At 34.1% G+C, this 21993-nt stretch carries 17 protein-coding genes; 12 read left to right on the top strand and 5 right to left on the bottom strand.

Annotated elements, in window-relative coordinates:
• The first annotated feature begins 45 nt into the window (after positions 1–45).
• From N5D03_RS00935 to thrC, 5 genes are all read left to right on the top strand, one after another.
• Positions 46–837 carry a DUF2797 domain-containing protein gene (locus N5D03_RS00935; protein WP_115002265.1) on the top strand — a complete coding sequence of 264 codons (792 nt, stop codon included), beginning with the start codon at positions 46–48 and terminating at the stop codon, positions 835–837.
• A gap of 154 nt (positions 838–991) precedes the next feature.
• On the top strand, positions 992–1420 hold the full coding sequence (locus N5D03_RS00930) for a hypothetical protein (RefSeq protein WP_147280028.1): 429 nt from the start codon (positions 992–994) through the stop codon (positions 1418–1420).
• 216 nt (positions 1421–1636) lie between these two features.
• Complete coding sequence (gene thrA, locus N5D03_RS00925; RefSeq protein WP_280050688.1) at positions 1637–4090, top strand: bifunctional aspartate kinase/homoserine dehydrogenase I; 2454 nt, start codon at positions 1637–1639, stop codon at positions 4088–4090.
• Between the two features lie 3 nt (positions 4091–4093).
• Complete coding sequence (locus N5D03_RS00920; protein ID WP_280050687.1) at positions 4094–5077, top strand: homoserine kinase; 984 nt, start codon at positions 4094–4096, stop codon at positions 5075–5077.
• Between the two features lie 2 nt (positions 5078–5079).
• Positions 5080–6387 (top strand): threonine synthase, encoded by a 1308-nt coding sequence (gene thrC / locus N5D03_RS00915; RefSeq protein WP_280050686.1) that lies wholly within the window; start codon positions 5080–5082, stop codon positions 6385–6387.
• A 73-nt stretch (positions 6388–6460) separates the two neighbouring features.
• On the opposite strand, the gene ilvA is transcribed toward thrC, so the two are convergent.
• From ilvA to ilvD, 5 genes are read right to left on the bottom strand one after another with little or no spacing between them, the layout of a single operon-like run.
• Complete coding sequence (gene ilvA / locus N5D03_RS00910; RefSeq protein WP_125348893.1) at positions 6461–7744, bottom strand: threonine ammonia-lyase IlvA; 1284 nt, start codon at positions 7742–7744, stop codon at positions 6461–6463.
• 34 nt (positions 7745–7778) lie between these two features.
• Complete coding sequence (ilvC, locus tag N5D03_RS00905; RefSeq protein ID WP_221854716.1) at positions 7779–9260, bottom strand: ketol-acid reductoisomerase; 1482 nt, start codon at positions 9258–9260, stop codon at positions 7779–7781.
• A gap of 41 nt (positions 9261–9301) precedes the next feature.
• Entirely contained in the window at positions 9302–9895 is a 594-nt protein-coding gene (ilvN, locus tag N5D03_RS00900) for an acetolactate synthase small subunit (RefSeq protein ID WP_125348895.1), read from the bottom strand.
• 6 nt (positions 9896–9901) lie between these two features.
• A complete protein-coding gene (gene ilvB / locus N5D03_RS00895) occupies positions 9902–11662 on the bottom strand; it encodes a biosynthetic-type acetolactate synthase large subunit (RefSeq protein WP_280050685.1) in 1761 nt (586 codons plus the stop codon).
• The gene (gene ilvD, locus N5D03_RS00890; RefSeq protein WP_280050684.1) at positions 11595–13286 is read right to left on the bottom strand and encodes a dihydroxy-acid dehydratase; all 1692 of its coding nucleotides are present in this window, start codon (positions 13284–13286) and stop codon (positions 11595–11597) included. Before ilvD ends, ilvB begins: the two co-directional genes overlap by 68 nt.
• A gap of 482 nt (positions 13287–13768) precedes the next feature.
• Between ilvD and mfd the strand changes: the two genes are divergently transcribed.
• From mfd to nuoF, 7 genes are all read left to right on the top strand, one after another.
• Entirely contained in the window at positions 13769–17137 is a 3369-nt protein-coding gene (gene mfd, locus N5D03_RS00885; RefSeq protein WP_280050683.1) for a transcription-repair coupling factor, read from the top strand.
• 227 nt (positions 17138–17364) lie between these two features.
• Complete coding sequence (locus N5D03_RS00880; protein ID WP_115002285.1) at positions 17365–17730, top strand: NADH-quinone oxidoreductase subunit A; 366 nt, start codon at positions 17365–17367, stop codon at positions 17728–17730.
• A 29-nt stretch (positions 17731–17759) separates the two neighbouring features.
• Positions 17760–18332: an NADH-quinone oxidoreductase subunit B gene (locus N5D03_RS00875; protein ID WP_038333376.1), complete on the top strand. Its 573-nt coding sequence runs from the start codon at positions 17760–17762 to the stop codon at positions 18330–18332.
• 9 nt (positions 18333–18341) lie between these two features.
• Complete coding sequence (locus tag N5D03_RS00870) at positions 18342–18881, top strand: NADH-quinone oxidoreductase subunit C (protein ID WP_038333373.1); 540 nt, start codon at positions 18342–18344, stop codon at positions 18879–18881.
• 2 nt (positions 18882–18883) lie between these two features.
• On the top strand, positions 18884–20125 hold the full coding sequence (locus tag N5D03_RS00865) for an NADH-quinone oxidoreductase subunit D (protein WP_038333370.1): 1242 nt from the start codon (positions 18884–18886) through the stop codon (positions 20123–20125).
• Between the two features lie 15 nt (positions 20126–20140).
• A complete protein-coding gene (locus tag N5D03_RS00860; RefSeq protein ID WP_115002287.1) occupies positions 20141–20632 on the top strand; it encodes an NAD(P)H-dependent oxidoreductase subunit E in 492 nt (163 codons plus the stop codon).
• Positions 20632–21990, top strand: a complete 1359-nt coding sequence (gene nuoF, locus N5D03_RS00855) for an NADH-quinone oxidoreductase subunit NuoF (RefSeq protein WP_115002289.1) — start codon at positions 20632–20634, stop codon at positions 21988–21990. Before N5D03_RS00860 ends, nuoF begins: the two co-directional genes overlap by 1 nt.
• The last annotated feature ends 3 nt before the right edge of the window (positions 21991–21993 follow it).

Genomic DNA, 21993 nt, shown 5'->3' with positions numbered 1-21993 from the left:
AAGTTTTGTAGATTTACACAAAATTAATTAAACTTTTTTAGCAAGATGCAGTTTGAAGGACAAATTCGTAAAATGACAACTGAAAATGGAACGCCAATCAATTATTATTGGAATTTCAAGAATGATTTTATTGTTATGAATCAATTGTTAGGAAAAAAAATCAAGATTAACTTTGATCATTACGAATGTTTAAACTGTCACGAGGACAAAGAGATTTATCAGATGGGATATTGTAAAAATTGTTTTTTTACAGTTCCAGAAGCTAATCCAAGTATTATCAATCCAGAACTTTCTACAGCACATTTGGGAATTGCGCAACGTGATTTAGAGTTTGAAACGAAATTCGAATTGCAACCGCATATTGTGTATTTGGCAAATTCATCGGGAATAAAAGTAGGTGTAACACGTTTAACGCAAGTGCCAACACGTTGGATCGATCAAGGAGCTTCAGAAGCTATTATTATTGCGCGAACGGATAATCGTTACGAAGCTGGAATGATAGAGGTTTCGTTGAAAAATGTTATTGCTGATAAAACGAATTGGCAAAGAATGTTAAAAAATGATGTACCAGAAATTAATCTATTCGAAAAGTATCACGAAATCAGAAATGAAGTGAATCCAGATTTTCAACAATTTTTGGTTGATGAGCCAGAAGTTTGGAAGTTAGACTATCCAGTTTTATCTTATCCAGAAAAAGTAAAATCATTAAACCTGAAAAAAACGCCAGAAATAGAAGGTGTTTTGAAAGGAATAAAAGGTCAATACTTGATTTTTGAAGATAATACCGTTTTCAATGTTCGAGGTCACGAAGGTTTTTATGTGAATTTTGAAGTGTAAAAAATCATTTTACAATAAAAGATATTCAAAAGTCGATTCTGTTACAGAATCGACTTTTTTTGTTTCTATCTATTTGATTTCAATAAAAATACTTGTTTTTTATCTTATTTATTTTTACATTAGTTATAATCAATTAACACAAAAAATAGGAATTATGAAAGCAAGTGCATTACTTATGGTTGGCGGTATTTTGGCTTTAACAGCATGTAATAAAAAATCAGATTTGCCAGATTATAAGGTGAAAGAAGCAGTTTTAGATGTTTACAAATACAGAGCAGATAAGCCAGATTCACTTTTTTCGAAAGTAGAAGGCGTAAATGTGGATGATTTGAATGCGGTGGTTAAACAATATGGGCCAGTTGATGTCTACAACTTTGAGAAAATGACGCCTCTTGAAGATGGTGACAAAACAGTTTACGAAGCAGTTTATAAAGTATCTTTTAAAGGAGCAGAAGGTACAGAAACTTTTAAAGTACGAAAAATTGATAAACTAGACGGAATTGTTGTTGGCTATGCAAGTGATGTAAAACCTGTTGCTGAACCAAATGATTCATTGGCTGTAAAAAAGGATTCGGTGAAATAAATATAAAAAAATAATAAATACGTAATGATTTATTGAAAAAGTTTGTATATTCGTTATCAATAATGAAACAAAACGGATTAAATACAATCATTTCAATTACGACGACTTCTAGTGTTCACACTTAGAGGAGTTTTGTTATGTATTTAATTCTAAAAAAATAATGCAAAAGCATCTTCTCAAAAGGAAGATGCTTTTTTTATGATCAAAATTTAAATTATGAAAGTTTTAAAATTCGGAGGAACATCAGTCGGATCGGTAGAAAGTATCCGCGCGGTCGTAGAAATTGTTAAACAGGAAAAGCAACAAAATAACTCGATTATTTTGGTTGTGTCTGCTATTTCTGGTTTGACCAATTTATTAACCAAAATGTCCGAAGAAGCTTCATCAGGAAGTTTTGATGAAAATGATTTAAAACTTTTTCAAGAAAAACATTTCGAAATTGTAAAAGCTTTAATCGATGTGCCAAATCAAAATCCGATTTTAACAAAATTGAAATTGTTGATGAATGAGTTGGAAGCATTATTAGAAGGGGTGGAAATTCTGAAAGAATTAAGCCCTCAAACAAAAGATTTGATTTTGAGTTTCGGCGAAAGATGTAGTGCTTTATTAATAGCAAAAGTAATGCAAGAGCATGTTGGAAATTCATTGGCGATTAATGCATCAGATTATATTTTGACTGATCATAATTTTGGTCAAGCGAATGTTATCGAGGAAAAATCGTTTCAGAATATTCAACAATTAGCAAAAGATTATTCGGATAAATTATTAGTTGTAACAGGGTTTATTGCTGCTAATGAAGAAGGACGAGTGACAACTTTGGGAAGAGGAGGTTCTGATTACACTGCGGCTTTGATTGGTGCGGCTTTACATGCAGAACAAATTGAAATTTGGACAGATGTAAATGGAATGATGACGGCGGATCCTCGTTTTGTGAACAAAGCTTTTTCGTTAGAAAATTTATCGTATACAGAAGCGATGGAATTGTCGTATTTCGGTGCGAAAGTGATTTATCCGCCAACAATGGCTCCAGCTTTTAAACTTCGAATTCCGATTTTAATTAAAAACACATTTCAACCGGATTTTGAGGGAACAAAAATTCAGTTCGATTCGCAACCAACAGATTATCCAATTAAAGGAATTTCGTCGATCAAAGATATTGCATTAGTCAATATAAAAGGAAGCGGCTTGGTTGGCAAATTGGGCTTTAGTGGAAAACTTTTTTCACTTTTAGCGCAACATCATATCAACATTGTGTTGATTACGCAATCTTCGTCAGAGCATAGTATCACGCTTGCCATTCATCATAATGAAGTCGAAAAAGCAAAGCAATTAATTGAAGAAGAGTTTTGTTTGGAAATTGCAGCAAAATGGTTGGAACCAATTGAAATTGAAGAAAATCTCGGAATTATTGCAATTGTTGGAGAAAACATGAAGAAAATGGTTGGTGTTTCGGGCAAGTTATTTTATGCATTAGGACGAAATGGAATCAATGTCAGAGCGATTGCGCAAGGTTCTTCGGAGTATAATATTTCGGTTGTGATTAACGAAAATGATTTGTCAAAAGCTTTAAATGCGGTACATGATGCGTTTTTTAATCATTTGAAAAAAACAATTCATGTTTTCAATGTTGGAGTAGGAAATATTGGTTCGACATTTTTAAATCAATTAGAAAAACAGAAAGATTTTTTAGCAAAAAATAATGATATCGAGATAAAATTAGTCGGATTATCAAATTCTAAAAAAATGCTGTTTGATGAAAACGGAATCAATTTATCGAATTGGAAAAATGAATTAGAAAATTCTTCTTCTCCAGCTGATTTGAATGAATTTATCCAAAAAATGAAACAGTATAATTTACCAAATTGTGTTTTTGTTGATAATACTGCGAGTTCTGATTTGCCAAATTATTACAAACAAATTTTCGAAAGCAGCATATCGGTTGTAACATGTAATAAAATTGCGAATTCATCTTCTTATCAAGAGTATAAAAAATTGAAAGAAACTGCTCGAAAATATGGCATTGATTTCCTTTATGAAACGAATGTTGGAGCAGGTTTACCAATTATTAGCGTGTTGAAAGATTTAAGAATGAGTGGAGATCAAATCTTAAAAATTGAAGCAATTTTATCAGGAACAATTTCGTATATATTTAATCATTTTAAAGGTGAAAATACATTTGCCGAAATTGTAAAGAAAGCGCAAGAATTAGGTTATACAGAACCAGATCCTCGCGATGATTTGAGTGGAATAGATTTTATGCGAAAAATGTTGATTCTTGCTCGTGACAATGGTTACGAAATTGAAGCGGGAGATGTAAAAATCGATTCTATTTTGCCTAAATCTTGTTTAGAAGCTGCAACTGTAGAAGATTTTTATCAAGAATTAGTCAACGAAAATGATTATTTCGAAAAGATAAAACATCAAGCAGATGAGGAGCAGAAAGTGATTCGTTACATCGGGATTTTAGAAGATGGAAAAATATCAATTTCGTTAGAATTGGTTGATAATCAACATCCGTTTTATGCTTTGTCTGGAAGCGATAATATTATTTCGTTTACAACAGCGCGTTACAAGGAACGTCCTTTGGTTGTGAAAGGACCTGGAGCTGGTGCAGAAGTTACGGCAGCTGGCGTTTTTGCAGATTTAGTTAATATAAGTTCAATACGATAAAAGATGAATCAAATAATCGAAAATAAATATAAGCTTGATCAAGCGAAGTTTTTAGAAAAAGTACATGTTTTTGCTCCTGCAACAGTTGCCAATATGATCTGTGGATATGATATTTTGGGCTTTGCGGTGGATTATCCAGGTGATGAGGTAATCATGAAAAAGACAGAAAAGTTAGGAATCGAAATTCTGACAATTACAGGTGACGAGGGGAAATTGCCTTTGGATGCGATGAAAAATACAGTTTCTCATTCGGCATGGAAATTATTTTGTGATTTAGGTCTACAAGATTCTTTTGGATTATCGATAGAATTACACAAAAAAATGCCAATTGGAAGTGGTTTAGGTTCAAGCGCGGCGAGTACAGTTGCTGGACTTTTTGCATTGAATGAATTATTAGGAAAACCACTTTCTAAAAATGAGCTTTTACCTTATTGTATGGAAGGCGAACGATTGGCTTGTGGTGCTGCTCATGCGGATAATGTTGCGCCATCGTTGTTTGGTGGAATTACGTTGATTCCTTCTTATGAGTCGATTTTGGTGCGTTCTTTACCTGTTCCTGAAAATTTATATGTCACACTGATTTACTCAAAAGTAGAAGTGCCAACAAAGGATGCGCGCAAATTAATTAAAGATAAAGTGCAATTGAGTAAAGCAATAAAACAATGGGGGAATATTGCAAGTTTGGTTGCGGCGCTTTATGAGAAAGATTATGAAGAAATTGGTCGTTCGATGCAAGATGATATTATCGAACCAAATCGTTCTTTATTGATTCCGTATTTTAATGAAATGAAAAGTATTTCGCTCGAAAATAATGCATTAACATTCGGTATTTCTGGTTCTGGACCAACAGTTATGGCGTTATCTAAAAGTAAATTGGATGCAGAAAATATCGAACAAAAATTAAATAATTTTTTGACGATAAAAGAAATTGAACATTTATCATTTGTCTCTAAAATCAATCAACAAGGACCTTACATAAAACACTAAAAATGAAATTATATAGTACAAATAATCATAATAACAGAGTCGATTTTAAACAAGCGGTTTTCCAATCTTTGCCAGAAGATAAAGGATTGTATATGCCTTTGTCGTTGGAAAAATTAGATGAAAATTGGTTGAATTCTATTGAAAATTATTCATTTCAAGAGATTGCGAAAAAGGTGACAAATCACTTATTAAAAGATGATTTTTCTGAAGAAACGATTAATAATTTAATTGATGATGTAATTAATTTTCCTGCGCCTTTGGTGTTTTTAGAAGATGATTTAGCTATTTTGGAATTATTTCACGGACCTTCTTTTGCTTTTAAAGATTTTGGAGCAAGATTTATGAGTCGCGTGATGGCACATTATTCAAAAAAAGATAATCAATTGTTAGATGTTTTGGTCGCAACTTCTGGCGATACAGGAGGCGCTGTAGCACTTGGCTTTCTGGGAGTAGAAGGAACGAGAGTAACGATTTTGTATCCAAAAGGAAAAGTGTCGCTGATACAAGAATTGCAATTAACGGCGAATGGAAAAAATATTCGTGCCATAGAAATCGACGGAACTTTTGATGATTGTCAAGCATTGGTAAAGCAAGCTTTTTTAGACAAAGATTTAATGAAAAATCTAAACTTAACCTCAGCAAATTCGATTAATATTGCTCGCTTAATTCCACAATCTTTCTATTATTTTGAAGCATTTTCTCAAGCAAAAAGAAAAGGTTTTGAGAAAGTTTCTTTTGTCGTTCCGAGTGGAAATTTCGGGAATATTACGGCTGGTATTTTGGCTTCAAAATTAGGATTGGAAGTGGAACAATTTGTTGCAGCTACAAATGCGAATGATACAGTTCCATCATTTTTAAAAACCGAAAATTATCAACCAAAACCTTCTGTGCAAACGTTATCGAATGCAATGGATGTTGGAAATCCGAGTAATTGGGTTCGCGTGATGGAATTTTTTGAGCAAGATGTGGAGCAATTAAAATCAAAAATGGTTTCAAAAGCTTATTCTGATGTAGAAACAATAAATGCAATCGTAGAAATTAATCAAGAATACAATTATATTGCTTGTCCTCATACGTCAATTGCCTGGTTGGCGGCGAAGGAATACCAAGCGAAAAAGCAAGATGAAAAAGAGTTAGTGGTGTTTTTATCGACAGCGCATCCGTGTAAATTTCCTGAAGTTTTTCCGAAAGAAATACAAGATAAAATTGTCTATCCAAAAGAAGTAGAAGAATTGAAATCGAAACAATCGAATAAAGTTGAAATGAGCAATAATTTTGATGAGTTGAAAAATTGGTTGTTGAATAATTAATAAATTAAAAAGCAAAGTTTCTAACTAAATAGAAGCTTTGCTTTTTTTGAATAGTATATTAATGATGGAAAAATTATCCAATCATTAACGAAAAAAGTGTGTTGTCTGTGTTAAGATATTGATATTCGAAATGATGATTTTCTAACCTAAAAATTAAACCATCTAAATCCTCTTTTTTGTCTAGTTCAATGCCAACTACTGCTGGACCTGTTTCTTTGTTATTTTTTTGTGTGTATTGAAAATAGGTAATGTCATCATTTTCACCCAAAACTTCGTTCACTAATTCTTTTAAAGCACCGGCACGTTGAGGAAAATTGATAATGAAATAATGTTTCAAACCTTCATATTGCAAACTTCTTTCTTTTATTTCTTCCATTCGCGTAATGTCGTTGTTGCTTCCACTAAGCACGCAAACCACATTTTTTCCTTTGATTTCTTCCTTGAAAAAATCTAAAGCCGAAACACTCAAAGCGCCTGCTGGTTCTACAACAATTGCGTCTTCATTGTACAAACGCAAAATGCTCGAACAAACTTTTCCTTCTGGAACAGCACAAGTTGTTTCTAAACCTTCTGCACAGATTTTGTAGGTTTTTTCACCTGCTTTTTTTACAGCTGCGCCATCTACAAAAGGGTCAATCTTCGCTAATGCAACAGATTGTTTTTGTTTGATAGCTTCTGCCATACTTGCTGCGCCACTCGGTTCTACGCCAATAATTTTGGTGTTTGGACTAAGTGTTTTCATCACAGAAATAACGCCAGATGCTAAACCTCCACCGCCAATTGGCACGAAAATATAATCGATTGGTTGATTGCATTGATTCAAAATTTCTAAAGCAACAGTTCCTTGTCCTGCGATTACTTTTTCGTCATCAAAAGGATGAATAAATGTAATATTTCCTTCTTGGGATAATTGATGTGCAAAAGCCGATGCATCATCAAATGTATCACCATGTAAAATGATTTCGATTTGATCTTTCCCAAACCATTTTACTTGTTTTATTTTTTGTTGAGGTGTCGTCGTTGGCATCACAATTTTACCTTTGATATTTAATTGTTGACACGAATACGCCACACCTTGTGCGTGATTTCCTGCACTTGCGCAGATTACACCATTATTTTTTTCTTGTTCTGATAACTGAACGATTTTATTATAAGCACCACGTAATTTGTATGAACGGACGACTTGTAAATCTTCTCGTTTTAGATAGACATTCGCATCAAATTGACGACTTAAATTTTCATTGAAATCGAAAGGAGTGTTTTTGGCAACTCCTTTCAAATTCATTTGTGCTAAGTTTACTTCGTCAAGCGAAACGCCTAAGGTCTCAGTTTTCTCACTTCTAAGTCCCTTTGTCATAATTCACTATTTTCTTAGTTATTTTAATATTTGATTATGCCGTTTTTATGGTTTTCATAGCAGTCATTGCTTTACGAAGTTTTTTTCCCACAGTTTCGACAGGATGATTACGTAAAACATCATTTATGTGTACCAATGTCGCATTGTCAACAGCATTGTCTTTTCCTTCGTTGTAATTTTTTCCGACAACGTCTACGTTTACTTTTGTCATAAAATCTTTTAACAAAGGTTTACAAGCCTGATCGAAAAGATAACAACCATATTCTGCTGTATCAGAAATTACACGATTCATTTCGAATAATTTTTTACGAGCAATTGTATTTGCAATCAATGGTGTTTCGTGTAATGATTCGTAGTAAGCAGATTCAGGTTTAATACCTGCTTCCACCATAGTTTCGAAAGCTAATTCAACTCCAGCACGAACAAAAGCAACCATTAAAGTGTAATGATCAAAATATTCTTGTTCAGTAATATTTGCATCTCCAGCGGGTGTTTTTTCAAAAGCAGTTTCTTCAGTTTCAGCTCTCCATTTTAATAAGTTTTTATCATCATTCGCCCAATCTTCCATCATTGTTTTACTAAACTCACCAGAAATAATGTCGTCTTGATGTTTTTGGAATAATGGACGCATAATATCTTTTAATTCCTCTGATAGTTCAAAAGCTTTAATTTTAGCAGGATTACTTAATCTATCCATCATACCGCTAACTCCACCATGTTTTAAGGCTTCTGTAATTACTTCCACACCATATTGAACTAATTTTGAAGCATAACCAGCATCAATTCCGTTTTCAATCATTTTTTCGAAAGAAAGAATAGAACCTGTTTGTAAAAGACCACATAAAATGGTTTGCTCTCCCATCAAATCTGATTTTACTTCCGCAACAAATGATGATCTTAAAACTCCCGCTCTGTGACCACCAGTTCCTGCACAATATGCTTTTGCTTGATCAAAACCTTTTCCTTCGGGATCATTTTCTGGGTGAACGGCAATTAATGTAGGAACTCCGAATCCTCTTAAATATTCTGCACGAACTTCCGAACCTGGACATTTTGGTGCAACCATTATTACTGTAATATCTTTACGAATTTGCACACCTTCTTCTACGATATTGAATCCATGAGAATATAAAAGTGTAGCACCTTGTTTAATAAGTGGTTGAACAGTATTGATAACTTGCGTATGTTGTTTATCTGGTGTTAAATTCGCTACTACATCAGCATTTGGGATTAATTCCTCGAAAGTTCCTACTGTAAAATTATGACTTGTTGCATTTTTCCAAGAATCTCTTTGTTGTTCAATCGCTTCTTTGCGTAACGCGTATGAAACATCTAAACCGCTGTCTCGTAGATTTAATCCTTGGTTTAAACCTTGCGCACCACAGCCTACAATCACAATTTTTTTGTCTTTTAATGCGTCTGTACCTTTTGCGAATTCTGAGTTATTTAGAAATTCTGCTTGTCCTAGTTGATATAATTGATCTCTTAATGATAGTGAATTAAAGTAATTAGTCATTTTTGTTTTTTTAATAAAATTATTTGTTGAATTGTTTGTCTTTACATTGTGAAAACTGAGGTTCCTTCGTTTAGGAATTCATTTTCGATTACTTCTTTTGATGGCTCGTCTTTTTCGAATTGTAATAATTTTTCATGGAAACCAGCACTTGCTTTTATAATGGCTATTCTAGCTCCTCGAACAAATTCTATTAAGCCATATTTAGTCAGCTCTTGTGTTAGATTATCAATTTCCTCACGATGACCAGCTGTTTCAAAAACTGTATAATCATTACGGATTACGACTGTGTTTGCACCATATTGACGTAGCAAACGTTCTACATATGCCTTCTCTGCAATAATATTGGTTGGAACTTTGTATAAAGCTTGTTCTTGCCAAATTAATTCATCATTATTGTTGAAATAAGCTTTAAGAACGTCTATTTGTTTCTCAATTTGCATGCAAAGTTTTCGAACAACTTCTTCAGATTCTTCAATAACAATTGTAAATCGGTGTACATTTTCTATTTCTGATGGAGAAGTGCTTAAACTTTCAATATTAATTTTTCGTCGAGTAAAAATTCCTGCAACTCTTCCCAAAATTCCTATGGAATTTTCTGTATATAGCGTAATTGTATATTCTCGTTTTGAGTCCATAATCATTTATTTTAATCTAATTTCAGAAACACTTGTACCTTGCTCTACCATAGGAAATACATTGTTTTCTTTTCCTACAACTACTTCTAAAAGGTAAGAACCATCATGTTCTAACATTTCTTTTAATGCATTTTTCAAGTCGTTTCTTGCTTCTATTTTTTGACCTTCTATTTGATAAGCTTTTGCAAGCGCAACAAAATCTGGACTTGTAATATCTACGAATGAATAGCGTTTGTCGTTGAATAATTCTTGCCATTGACGAACCATTCCAAGGAAGCTATTGTTTAGGATTAACATCTTTACTTTTGCTCCAAATTGCATAATAGTTCCCATTTCTTGTAAAGTCATTTGGAAACCACCATCACCACAAACCATAACAATATCTTTTTCTGGTGCTCCATACCACGCTCCAATTGCAGCAGGTAAACCAAATCCCATTGTTCCTAATCCTCCTGATGTAACCAAAAGCTTAGAATCTTTGAATTTCGCATAACGACAAGCCGACATTTGATGTTGCCCAACATCTGTAACAATTACGGCTTCTCCGTTTGTTAACTCATTTAATGTGTTGATAACTTCAGCCATAGACATTACATCAGTTGTTGGATAGAATTCTTTATCAATAACTTCTGTACGTTCTTCTTTTTCGAGATCTCTAAATTCTTTTAACCAATCGGTATGTTCATTTTGATTAATCAAATTAGTTAATAACGGAAGTGTTTTTTTACAATCTCCCCAAACAGGGACAGCAACTTTTACATTTTTACCAATCTCTGCTGGGTCAATATCAAGATGAATCACTTTGGCTTGTTTTGCATATTTGTCTAAGCGTCCAGTTACGCGATCATCAAACCTCATTCCTATGGCAATTAATACATCGCAATCATTTGTTTTAACATTAGGTGCATAATTACCATGCATACCTAATAAACCTACATATTGTGGATGATCAGTATCTAAAGAACTTAATCCCATCAAAGTTGTTGCTACAGGAATTCCAGATTTTTCTAAGAAATCGTTTAATTCTTGTTCAGCTTTTCCAAGTAATATTCCTTGACCAATAATCGCAAATGGTTTTTTTGCTTGATTAATAAGTTTAGCAGCAGCTTTTATATATTCAGTTCTTATCTCTGGTTCTGGTCTATAACTGCGAACATGCGTGCATTTCTCATACTTTTTCTTTTCGATAAGTTGTATTTGAGCATTTTTTGTAATGTCAATTAAGACAGGTCCTGGTCTTCCAGAGCGAGCAATATGAAATGCTTTTGCTAGAACATCATTTATTTCTTCTGCATCAGTAATTTGATAATTCCATTTCGTGATAGGATTAGTAATATTGATAACGTCAGTTTCTTGAAAAGCATCCGTTCCTAAAAGAGAAGCGAAAACTTGCCCTGTGATACATACAATAGGATTGCTATCAATCATGGCATCTGCAATTCCAGTGACTAAATTCGTTGCGCCTGGACCACTCGTGGCAAAAGCTACACCTACTTTTCCTGAAGTTCTTGCATAACCTTGCGCAGCGTGAATGCCTCCTTGTTCATGACGAACTAAAATGTGTTCTAATTTATCTTTGTAATCATACAAAGCATCATATATAGGCATAATTGCGCCACCAGGATAGCCAAAGACTGTTGTAACTCCTTCGGACAATAAAGCGTTAATAATCGCTTGTGAACCTGAAATTTGAGTTGGTTTATTGGTCAGTAAGACATCCTTCTGAAGCGTTTCCGACTTGCTTTGCGTATTTGTATAAGACTCCATTTTTTACTTTTAATGCGGGTTGTTTCCAGTTATTTTTTCGATTTTCTAATGTTTTTTCATCAATCAAAAGGTTTAATTCATTTTTGTTGATGTCAATTTCGATGAGATCATTATTCTCGACTAATGCGATTGGACCTCCTTCAAAAGCTTCTGGTGTTATGTGACCGACGACAAATCCGTGCGTTCCGCCACTAAATCGTCCGTCTGTAATCAAAGCGACTTTATCTCCTAATCCAGCTCCAATAATGGCAGATGTTGGTTTCAACATTTCTGGCATTCCAGGACCACCTTTCGGACCTTCGTTTCGGATGACGATAACGCTTCCAGCTTTGATTTGTAAATCTTCGATTGCTTTTAAAACTTCAACTTCGCTATTAAAAACTTGTGCTTTTCCTTTAAAATAAAAACCTTCTTTTCCAGATATTTTAGATACCGATCCGCCAGGAGCAAGGTTTCCGTAAAGCATTTGTAAGTGTCCAGTTTCTTTTATGGGATTAGATAATGGACGAATAATATTTTGTTTAGAGAAATCTAAATCAGGAACCGATGCTAAATTTTCGGCTAATGTTTTTCCAGTAACCGTTAAACAACTTCCATCGATTAAATCTTCTTGTAACATATACTTTAAAACAGCAGGAACTCCACCAACTTTACTCAAATGTTCCATCAAGTATTTTCCACTAGGTTTTAAGTCTGCTATTACTGATGTTTTATCGTTAATTGCTTGTATATCGTCTAATGATAATTTGATATTCACAGTCGCTGCAATTGCTAATAAGTGCAAAACAGCATTTGTGCTTCCGCCTAAAACAACAATTGTTTTGATTGCATTTTCTAAAGAATTCTTCGTGATGATATCACTTGGTTTAATATCTTTTTCTAATAAAATTCTTAGATAATGTGCCGCAGTTGTACATTCGTTTTTCTTTTCTTGACTAAGAGCAGGGTAAGACGAAGAATAAGGTAAACTCATTCCCATTGCTTCAATCGCCGCTGCCATTGTGTTTGCTGTATACATTCCGCCACAAGCACCTGGACCAGGACAAGCATTCTGAATGATTCCACAAAAATCTTTGTCATCAAGATTTCCGTTTAATTTTTTTCCTAATGCTTCGAAAGCAGAAACAATGTTTAATTCCTCTTCTTTGTAATGTCCCGGAGCAATTGTTCCACCATAAATCATGATCGAAGGACGGTTTAAACGTCCCATTGCCATAATCGATCCTGGCATGTTTTTATCACAACCAGGAATAGTAATTACGCCATCGTAAAAGTGTCCTGCACAAACAGTTTCGATAGAATCTGCAATGATTTCTCTACTTACTAAAGAGTAGCGCATTCCTGAAGTTCCGTTGGTAATTCCATCGCTAATTCCGATAGTGTTGAACTTCAATCCGATTAGGTTTTCGGCTTTCATTCCATCTTGTACCAACTGTGCAAATTGATTTAGGTGCATATTGCAAGTATTTCCATCGTACCCCATGCTTGCAATTCCGATTAATGGTTTTTTAAGGTCTTCGTTTGTTAAGCCAATCCCATGTAACATCGCTTGTGACGCGGGTAAAGTGTCATCTTGCGTAACGGTTCGACTATGTTTGTTTAGTGCTTTGTTGTTGTTTTTCATCACTATTTATTTGACATTGTTTGTATTAAAAACATAAAAAAAAGCCACCCTGAATAAAGGTGGCTCATAAAAAATCGTTCAAAAAATTTGTCATAAAACCACCTTTCCTAATCGTAAGACCAAGACTAAAATAATAATGATAATAATGACGAAATTGTTTTGCATAATATTGTTTAATTAATTTTTCTCCATAAAAAAAGCCACCTCGTTAAGAAGTGGCTTTAATTGTTATTTTGTACGTACACAACTAATTACCACTCCCTGGGATAAGAATGACTAAAATAATCAAGTTGATAATGTTGTGAACTAATTTCATTTTCTTTTTTTGATAAGCCAAAGCTAGGATTAATTTTTTTAACTTAGCTCAACTTTTTTTATAAATTTTCCGAAAAATTTTCATTAATTGAAAATTCGCATTTTAACATTGCTTTTTTTAAAGATTGTTTAAAAATAAGTTTATAAAATTTTATATTTGCAAAACTTTGGAACAGAAAACTATTCACAACGTTTTTAGCTTATACGATTCTTCAGATTTCGTACAGAAGCTTATTGTCAATTTTAAAAATAATCCACAGCATAAAGTCAATATCAAAGGTTTTTTAGGTTCAGGATTGAGCATTATAACTGGTCATTTATATGATCGTGTTGCGCGTCCTACGATTCTAATTTTTGATGATAAAGAAGAAGCGGCTTATGTGTTAAATGATTTGGAAACTTTGTTTGATAAAGAACAAATTCTATTTTTTCCGTCTTCTTATAAGCGTCCTTACGAAATTGAGGAAGTAAATAATGCAAATGTTGTTATTAGAACAGAGGTTTTAAATGTATTATCGCATTCGAAACGCCCAAAAATTGTGGTGACATATGCGGAAGCCTTGTCTGAAAAAGTAGTGACAAAAAAAGCGCTTTCTACGAATACACTTAAAGTGAAGGTTGGAAATGATTTAGGAATTGATTTCTTAACGGAGGTTTTATCTTCTTATAATTTTCATCGTGTTGATTTTGTTTCTGAACCGGGAGAATTCTCGATTCGTGGTGGAATTATAGATGTTTTTTCGTTTTCGAATGAGCATCCTTATCGAATTTCGTTGTTTGGTGATGAGGTGGAAACCATCAGAACGTTTGATATCGAGAATCAATTGTCCATTGCAACGACAAAAGAAATTACGATTATTCCAAATCTTGAGAGTAAATCGATTAACGAAAAACGAGAAAGTTTCTTAGAATATATTTCGAAAGATAGTTTAGTTATCGCGAAAAATATTTCTGTTTTAGCGAAACAAATCACCAAGAATTTTGAACAAGCTGAAACTGCTTTTGCTGAATTAAAAGGAGAAATTAAACAAGCAGAACCGAATCAATTATTTTTGAATGAGAATGCATTTCTTCAACAAATTTCATCTTATGGAGTTATTGAATGTTCGATGAAATCTTATTTTGAAACAGTTGAAGAAATAGAATCACCATTCAAACCTCAACCAAGTTTTAATAAGCAATTCGAGTTATTAATTGATGATTTGAATGAGCATAAAGCCGAAGGTTTCAAAAATGCACTGATTTGTTCCAATGAAAATCAAATCAAACGTTTCGAAGAAATTTTTGATGATATCGGAAAAGAAGTTTCATATATTCCCGTTTTGGGATCTATTTATCAAGGTTTTATTGACGAAGAAATCAAATTAACGTGTTATACGGATCACCAGATTTTTGGTCGATATCATAAATTCAATCTTCGAAATTCATTTTCCAAAAAAGAAGCGATTACGCTAAAGGAAATCAATTCGTTGCAAGTTGGAGATTTTGTGACGCATATAGATTATGGGATCGGAAAATTTGCAGGTTTGGTACGATTGAATAATAATGGCGTAACGCAAGAATCAATCAAATTGATTTATCAAAATAATGATATTCTGTATGTTAATATTCATTCGTTGCATAAAATTGCAAAGTTTAGAGGAAAAGATGGCGCTGAGCCAAAAATTTCAAAACTTGGATCTCCAGCTTGGAAAAATTTAAAGAATAAAACCAAAGCTAAAGTAAAAGAAATTGCTTTCGATTTGATTAAATTATATGCGAAACGCCGTGCCAGAAAAGGTTTTGCGTATTCGCCTGATACGTATTTGCAAAATGAGTTGGAAGCATCTTTTATTTATGAAGATACGCCCGATCAGTACAAAGCGACGCAAGATGTAAAAACGGATATGGAATCTGAACGCCCAATGGATCGTTTGGTTTGTGGAGATGTTGGTTTCGGGAAAACAGAGGTTGCGATTCGTGCGGCGATGAAAGCAGCTGTTGATGGAAAACAAGTTGCTGTTTTAGTGCCAACAACGATTTTAGCTTTTCAACATTTCAAGACATTTTCAGAGCGTTTACGAGATTTGCCTGTGAAAGTTGCTTATCTCAATCGATTTGTAACAGGAGCAAAGAAAAAAGCTGTTTTAGATGGTTTAAAATCTGGTCAAGTTGATATTGTGATAGGAACGCATCAATTGGTTAATCCAAAAATTGAATACAAAGATTTGGGATTATTAATTGTGGATGAGGAACACAAATTTGGTGTTGGTGTAAAAGATAAATTGAAAACACTTCGCGAAAATATTGATACATTAACCTTGACTGCGACGCCAATTCCGCGTACACTTCAATTCTCGTTGATGGCTGCGCGTGATTTATCGGTTATCAAAACTCCTCCACCAAATAGACAACCTGTCGATACGCAATTGGTTGGTTTTAATGAAGAGATTTTCCGTGATGCGATTATGTATGAAATGCAACGTGGTGGACAAGTTTATATCATTCACAATCGTGTGCAATCGTTAAAAGATATTGCTGGAATGGTACAACGATTAGTTCCTGATGCGAGTGTGGCGATTGGTCATGGACAAATGGATGGGAAAGAATTAGAAGCCGTTTTACTCGATTTTATTGATGGTCGATATGATGTTTTTGTGTCAACAACTATTATCGAATCTGGTTTAGATGTTCCGAATGCGAATACGATTTTAATTAATGATGCGCAGAATTTCGGTTTGGCAGATTTGCATCAAATGCGTGGACGTGTTGGTCGTAGTAACCGCAAAGCGTTTTGTTATTTGGTTGCGCCACCACTTTCGGTTTTAACGGACGAAGCGCGTAAACGTTTGCAAGCAATTGAGCAGTTTTCTGATTTAGGATCAGGATTCAATATTGCGATGAAAGATTTAGAAATTCGTGGAGCTGGAAATCTTTTAGGTGCTGAACAAACAGGATTTATGATGGATATTGGATTCGAAACGTATCAAAAAATCTTGAATGAAGCGATAGAAGAATTGAAAGAAACGGATTTCAAAGATTTGTTCGAAGATCAAAAATCGGAAGAAGTAAAATCGTATGTGTCGGATGTGCAAATTGATTCGGATTTACAAATTATGTTCCCAGACGAATACATTGAAAGTTCGGAAGAGCGTTTATTGCTGTACAAAGAATTAGCTGATGTCGAAACTGAAACAGATTTACAAACGTTTAAAAATAATTTGATTGACCGCTTTGGAAAATTACCAATTGAAGCCGAAAATTTATTGGAATCAATTCAACTGAAATGGATCAGTAAAAAATTAGGTTTCGAACGTTTGGTGATGAAAAATGGTGTTTTATTGGCTTATTTTATTAATAAACCACAAAGCGAATTTTATCAGTCAGATGAATTTAGATTAATTTTAAATTACGTTCAAAATAACCCTAAAAACATCAATTTTAAGGAAAAATCACCCAAAAAAGGAGAAGAGTATCCAACATTGTTAGTACGATTTGAACATATTAAAACTGTGCATGAAGCACTGCAAAATCTACAAAATTTATTAATTCATTAACTTTTTTAAGTTTTAATTAGTAATCTAATAAAATACATAGGGAGAATTGACCAAGTTGTTAGTTCTCCTTTTTTTATTCAATCATTAAACTTCCGATATAGATAAATAATATATAATTTATCATATAAAGAACTATAACTAGCTGAAAACTAATTTACATAAATAATATGATATTTTATTATTATTTTTATCGATAAAATATTAGTTGGAAAAATAGTAAAGTAGTTATGGAAACAGCATCAAGTTATATTCCTATTCTCATTCTTTTTGTGATTGCTTTTGCGTTTGTAGCGGGTACTATCGTTGCGACACATTTTCTTGGGCCATCGAGAAAGACAGACGAAAAATTAGAGAATTTCGAGTCTGGGATTGAGAAAGTTGGAAATGCAAGACAGCCATTTGCAATTAAATACTTCTTAGTAGCCATTTTATTCGTGTTATTCGACGTAGAGGTAATCTTCTTTTACCCATATGCAGCGAATTTTAAAGAGTTAGGTTGGGAAGGTTTTGCAGCAGTTGTAACATTCGTTGGATTATTCTTTGTGATGTACTTGTATGTACGCAAAAAAGGAGCTCTTAATTGGGAAAAATAGAGCGATTAAAATTCTAAAATAATAGTATAATGATTCATAATAAAAGACCAGTAACACACAATACCAATGTGAAGATTGTAGAGTCTCCAGGAGGTTTTGAAGGTGAAGGTTTTATGGCGATGCAACTATCAAAAGTAGTTGGATTAGCGCGTAAAAACTCTATTTGGCCTTTACCATTTGCGACAAGTTGTTGCGGAATCGAGTTTATGGCGACTATGGGTTCGACATACGATTTGGCACGTTTTGGATCTGAGCGTTTGGCTTTTACGCCTCGTCAGTGCGATTTGTTGATGGTAATGGGTACAATTTCTAAAAAAATGGCGCCAGTTCTGAAGCAAGTTTACATCCAAATGGCAGAACCTCGTTGGGTGATTGCTGTTGGTGCTTGTGCAAGTTCGGGAGGAATTTTTGATACATATTCGGTCTTACAAGGAATTGATGAAGTAATTCCAGTAGACGTATATGTGCCAGGTTGTCCGCCTCGTCCAGAAGCAATTATCGATGGTGTAATGCGTATTCAGGAGTTGGTAGAGAGCGAAAGTGTTCGTCGCAGAAGTAGCGAAGAATATCAACAACTTTTAGCAAGTTATGGAATTAAATAAGTTGAAATAATGGACAATTCATTTATAAAAGACCGTTTGGTTCAGAAGTTTCAAGAAAATATATACGGATACGAAGAGCATTTCGGTGTATTGACTTTATACGCTAACAAAGATTTCAATCTAAAGATTTTACAATATTTATATGATGATGAGCAATTATCTTTCAAATTTTTGAAGGATTTAACTGCTATTCATTATCCTAATAATGTTGGAGAAGAATTGGTTGTAACCTATTTAGTTTATAATCTATATGAAGGAGTTGAGGTTCGATTAAAATTTGCTTTACCAATCGAAAAACCTTCGATTTTTACCGCAACTAAATTATTCGAAACAGCTAACTGGTTAGAGCGCGAGGCGTATGATTTCTATGGAGTTGATTTTGTAGGACATCCAAATTTAATTCGTGTCATGAATGTTCCAGAAATGGATTATCATCCGTTACGCAAAGAGTTCCCATTAGAGGATCAAACACGTAAAGACAAAGACGACGATATGTTTGGTCGTGGTGGAGATTTTAATTACGGAGGTTTTAATGTAAAAGCAAATTAACCATGGGAAAAGAGAAAACTAAAAAATTAAAGCATCTTGATCTTCCAGATGGTTCGTTAGAAAAAAGCACAATTACCTTAAACTTAGGACCTACGCATCCTGCAACACATGGGGTATTTCAAAATATTTTAGAGATTGATGGTGAAATCATCAAATCTGCGGTTCCTACAGTTGGGTATATTCACCGTGCTTTTGAGAAAATTGCTGAACGCAAACCTTTGTACCAAATTACACCTTTAACAGACCGATTGAACTATTGTTCGGCGCCGTTAAATAACTTAGGTTGGCACATGACAGTTGAGAAATTCGTTGGAATTGAAGTTCCAAAACGTGTTTCTTATTTGCGTGTTATCATTATGGAATTGGCTCGTATGGCAGATCATATTGTATGTAACTCGATTATGGGTGTTGATACAGGAGCATTTACAGGATTCCTTTATATGATGAAATACCGCGAGTTGATTTATGAGATTTACGAAGAAATTTGTGGTTCTCGTTTAACAACAAATATTGGTCGTATCGGTGGTTTCGAACGTGATTTTTCTGAAGTTGCTTGGACAAAAATCCATCGTTTCGTGAGAGAGTTTCCAGATGTCTTAACAGAGTTTGAAAACTTATTTTTACGTAACCGTATTTTTATGGATCGTACACAAGGAGTTGGAGGAATTTCGGCTGAGCGTGCATTAAATTATGGTTTCACAGGACCAAATTTACGTGCAGCTGGTGTAGATTATGATGTTCGTGTAGCGAAACCATATTCTCGTTACGAAGAATTCGAATTCGATATTCCAGTTGGTACAACGGGAGATTGTTACGATAGATTCTTAGTTCGTGGTCAAGAAATGTGGCAAAGTTTAAGCATCATTAAACAAGCAATTGCAAAAATTGATGCATTAGAAGGAGAAGAAGCAACGCAATATCATGCTGATGCTCCAGACTTTTATTTACCACTAAAGAAAGATGTTTACACAAAAATGGAAGCGTTAATCTATCACTTCAAAATTATTATGGGAGAGGTAGATATGCCAAAAGGAGAAATTTATAATTCAATCGAAGCTGCAAATGGTGAGTTGGGTTATTATTTCGTTTCTGATGGTGGACGTTCGCCATACCGTTTACATTTCCGTAGACCTTGTTTCATTTATTATCAAGCTTATCCAGAATTGATTGAAGGATCAATGATTTCAGATGCCATTATCACAATGAGTAGTTTGAATTTGATTGCTGGAGAATTAGATGCTTAATAAAAATTATTAAAAATGGCAATTCAATTTTCAGAAGAAACACAACAAAAAGTAGATAAAATCATTGCACGTTATCCATCGGATAAAAAACAAAGTGCATTGATTCCTTTACTTCATGTCGCACAAGCTGAGTTTGGTGGTTGGTTAGACACTCCTCATTTAGATTATGTTGCAGAAGTATTAGAAATTTTACCAGTAGAAGTTTACGAAGTAGCTTCATTTTATTCGATGTTTAACTTAAATCCTGTAGGGAAATTTGTGTTAGAAGTTTGTCAAACAGGACCTTGTATGTTAAGAGGTTCAGACAAAATTATTGAACACATCAAAACAAAATTAAATATTGAAGCTGGTGGAACTTCGGCAGATGGTTTATTTACATTAAAACCAGCCGAATGTTTAGGAGCATGTGGTTACGCGCCAATGCTACAGTTAGGAAAAACGTATCGTGAGAATTTAACGATCGAGAAAGTAGACGAATTAATCGAGGAATTGAAAAAATTAGCATAATGGGACAAAAATTACTGTTAAAAAATATTGATGTTCCAGGAATTCGTCAGTATCAAGCTTACCGCGAAAACGGTGGTTATGCAAATGCTGAAAAAGCATTTAAAATGACAACTGATGAAATCTTAGAAGAAGTAAAAACTTCTGGTTTAAGAGGTCGTGGTGGTGCAGGTTTCCCAACTGGAATGAAATGGAGCTTTTTGGCAAAGCCAGAAGGTGTTCCAAGACACTTAGTGGTAAATGCAGACGAATCTGAACCAGGAACGTTCAAAGACCGTTTCTTGATGGAATATATTCCTCATTTATTAATTGAAGGAGTTCTGATTTCATCATTCTGTTTAGGTTCTAATACATCATTTATTTATATCCGTGGAGAATATGCGTGGGTTGCAGAAATTTTAGAAGAAGCAATCGACGAAGCAAAAGCTGCTGGTTGGTTAGGTAAAAACATTCAAGGAACAGGTTTCGATTGCGAAATTTATGTTCAACGTGGAGGTGGAGCTTATATCTGTGGAGAGGAAACGGCATTGTTAGAATCGTTAGAGGGTAAACGTGGAAATCCACGTCTAAAACCACCTTTCCCAGCTGTTAAAGGTTTATGGGGAAGACCAACGGTTGTAAACAATGTAGAAACAATTGCAGCTATTGTTCCAATTATTGAGATTGGAGGAGAAGCATATTCTAAAATTGGAGTTGGACGTTCAACAGGAACAAAATTAATTTCAGCTTGTGGTAATATTAATAAACCAGGCGTTTATGAAATTGATATGACAATTACGGTTGAAGAATTTATTTATTCAGACGAATATTGTGGAGGTATTCCAAATGGAAAACGCCTTAAAGCATGTATTCCTGGAGGAAGTTCTGTGCCAATTGTTCCAGCAAACTTATTGTTAAAAACTGCAGAAGGTAAACCTCGTTACATGAATTACGAAAGTTTATCAGAAGGAGGTTTCCAAACAGGAACAATGATGGGTTCCGGAGGATTTATTGTTTTAGATGAAGATCAAGATGTTGTTTACCACACGTATACATTAGCTCGTTTCTATCGTCACGAATCGTGTGGACAATGTTCACCTTGTCGTGAAGGAACAGGTTGGATGGAAAAAATCTTGAAACGAATCGATGAAGGAAAAGGAAAAATGTCTGACATCGAATTGTTATGGGATGTTCAACGTAAAATCGAAGGAAATACAATTTGTCCATTAGGAGATGCAGCGGCTTGGCCAGTAGCAGCGGCAATTCGTCACTTCCGTGATGAGTTTGAATGGCATATTAATAATCCGGAAGAATGTTTGATGCGTAATTTTGGTTTAGCACATTATGCTGATCCAATCGAAATTAAAGAAACCGCAAATTAATAC

The organism is Empedobacter sp. GD03861 (assembly GCF_029840885.1).
Lineage (GTDB): Bacteria > Bacteroidota > Bacteroidia > Flavobacteriales > Weeksellaceae > Empedobacter > Empedobacter falsenii_B.
This window is presented reverse-complemented; position numbering and strand designations above follow the sequence as displayed.

What these genes read in the sequence shown, in the direction of transcription:
- ilvA (WP_125348893.1), bottom strand. Translation starts at nt 7,744, where the DNA reads ATGACAAAGGGACTTAGAAGTGAGAAAACTGAGACCTTAGGCGTTTCG.
- N5D03_RS00870 (WP_038333373.1), top strand. Translation starts at nt 18,342, where the DNA reads ATGGACAATTCATTTATAAAAGACCGTTTGGTTCAGAAGTTTCAAGAA.
- ilvN (WP_125348895.1), bottom strand. Translation starts at nt 9,895, where the DNA reads ATGGACTCAAAACGAGAATATACAATTACGCTATATACAGAAAATTCC.
- thrA (WP_280050688.1), top strand. Translation starts at nt 1,637, where the DNA reads ATGAAAGTTTTAAAATTCGGAGGAACATCAGTCGGATCGGTAGAAAGT.
- N5D03_RS00920 (WP_280050687.1), top strand. Translation starts at nt 4,094, where the DNA reads ATGAATCAAATAATCGAAAATAAATATAAGCTTGATCAAGCGAAGTTT.
- ilvC (WP_221854716.1), bottom strand. Translation starts at nt 9,260, where the DNA reads ATGACTAATTACTTTAATTCACTATCATTAAGAGATCAATTATATCAA.
- nuoF (WP_115002289.1), top strand. Translation starts at nt 20,632, where the DNA reads ATGGGACAAAAATTACTGTTAAAAAATATTGATGTTCCAGGAATTCGT.
- N5D03_RS00860 (WP_115002287.1), top strand. Translation starts at nt 20,141, where the DNA reads ATGGCAATTCAATTTTCAGAAGAAACACAACAAAAAGTAGATAAAATC.
- N5D03_RS00865 (WP_038333370.1), top strand. Translation starts at nt 18,884, where the DNA reads ATGGGAAAAGAGAAAACTAAAAAATTAAAGCATCTTGATCTTCCAGAT.
- ilvB (WP_280050685.1), bottom strand. Translation starts at nt 11,662, where the DNA reads ATGGAGTCTTATACAAATACGCAAAGCAAGTCGGAAACGCTTCAGAAG.
- N5D03_RS00880 (WP_115002285.1), top strand. Translation starts at nt 17,365, where the DNA reads ATGGAAACAGCATCAAGTTATATTCCTATTCTCATTCTTTTTGTGATT.
- N5D03_RS00935 (WP_115002265.1), top strand. Translation starts at nt 46, where the DNA reads ATGCAGTTTGAAGGACAAATTCGTAAAATGACAACTGAAAATGGAACG.
- N5D03_RS00930 (WP_147280028.1), top strand. Translation starts at nt 992, where the DNA reads ATGAAAGCAAGTGCATTACTTATGGTTGGCGGTATTTTGGCTTTAACA.
- ilvD (WP_280050684.1), bottom strand. Translation starts at nt 13,286, where the DNA reads ATGAAAAACAACAACAAAGCACTAAACAAACATAGTCGAACCGTTACG.
- thrC (WP_280050686.1), top strand. Translation starts at nt 5,080, where the DNA reads ATGAAATTATATAGTACAAATAATCATAATAACAGAGTCGATTTTAAA.
- N5D03_RS00875 (WP_038333376.1), top strand. Translation starts at nt 17,760, where the DNA reads ATGATTCATAATAAAAGACCAGTAACACACAATACCAATGTGAAGATT.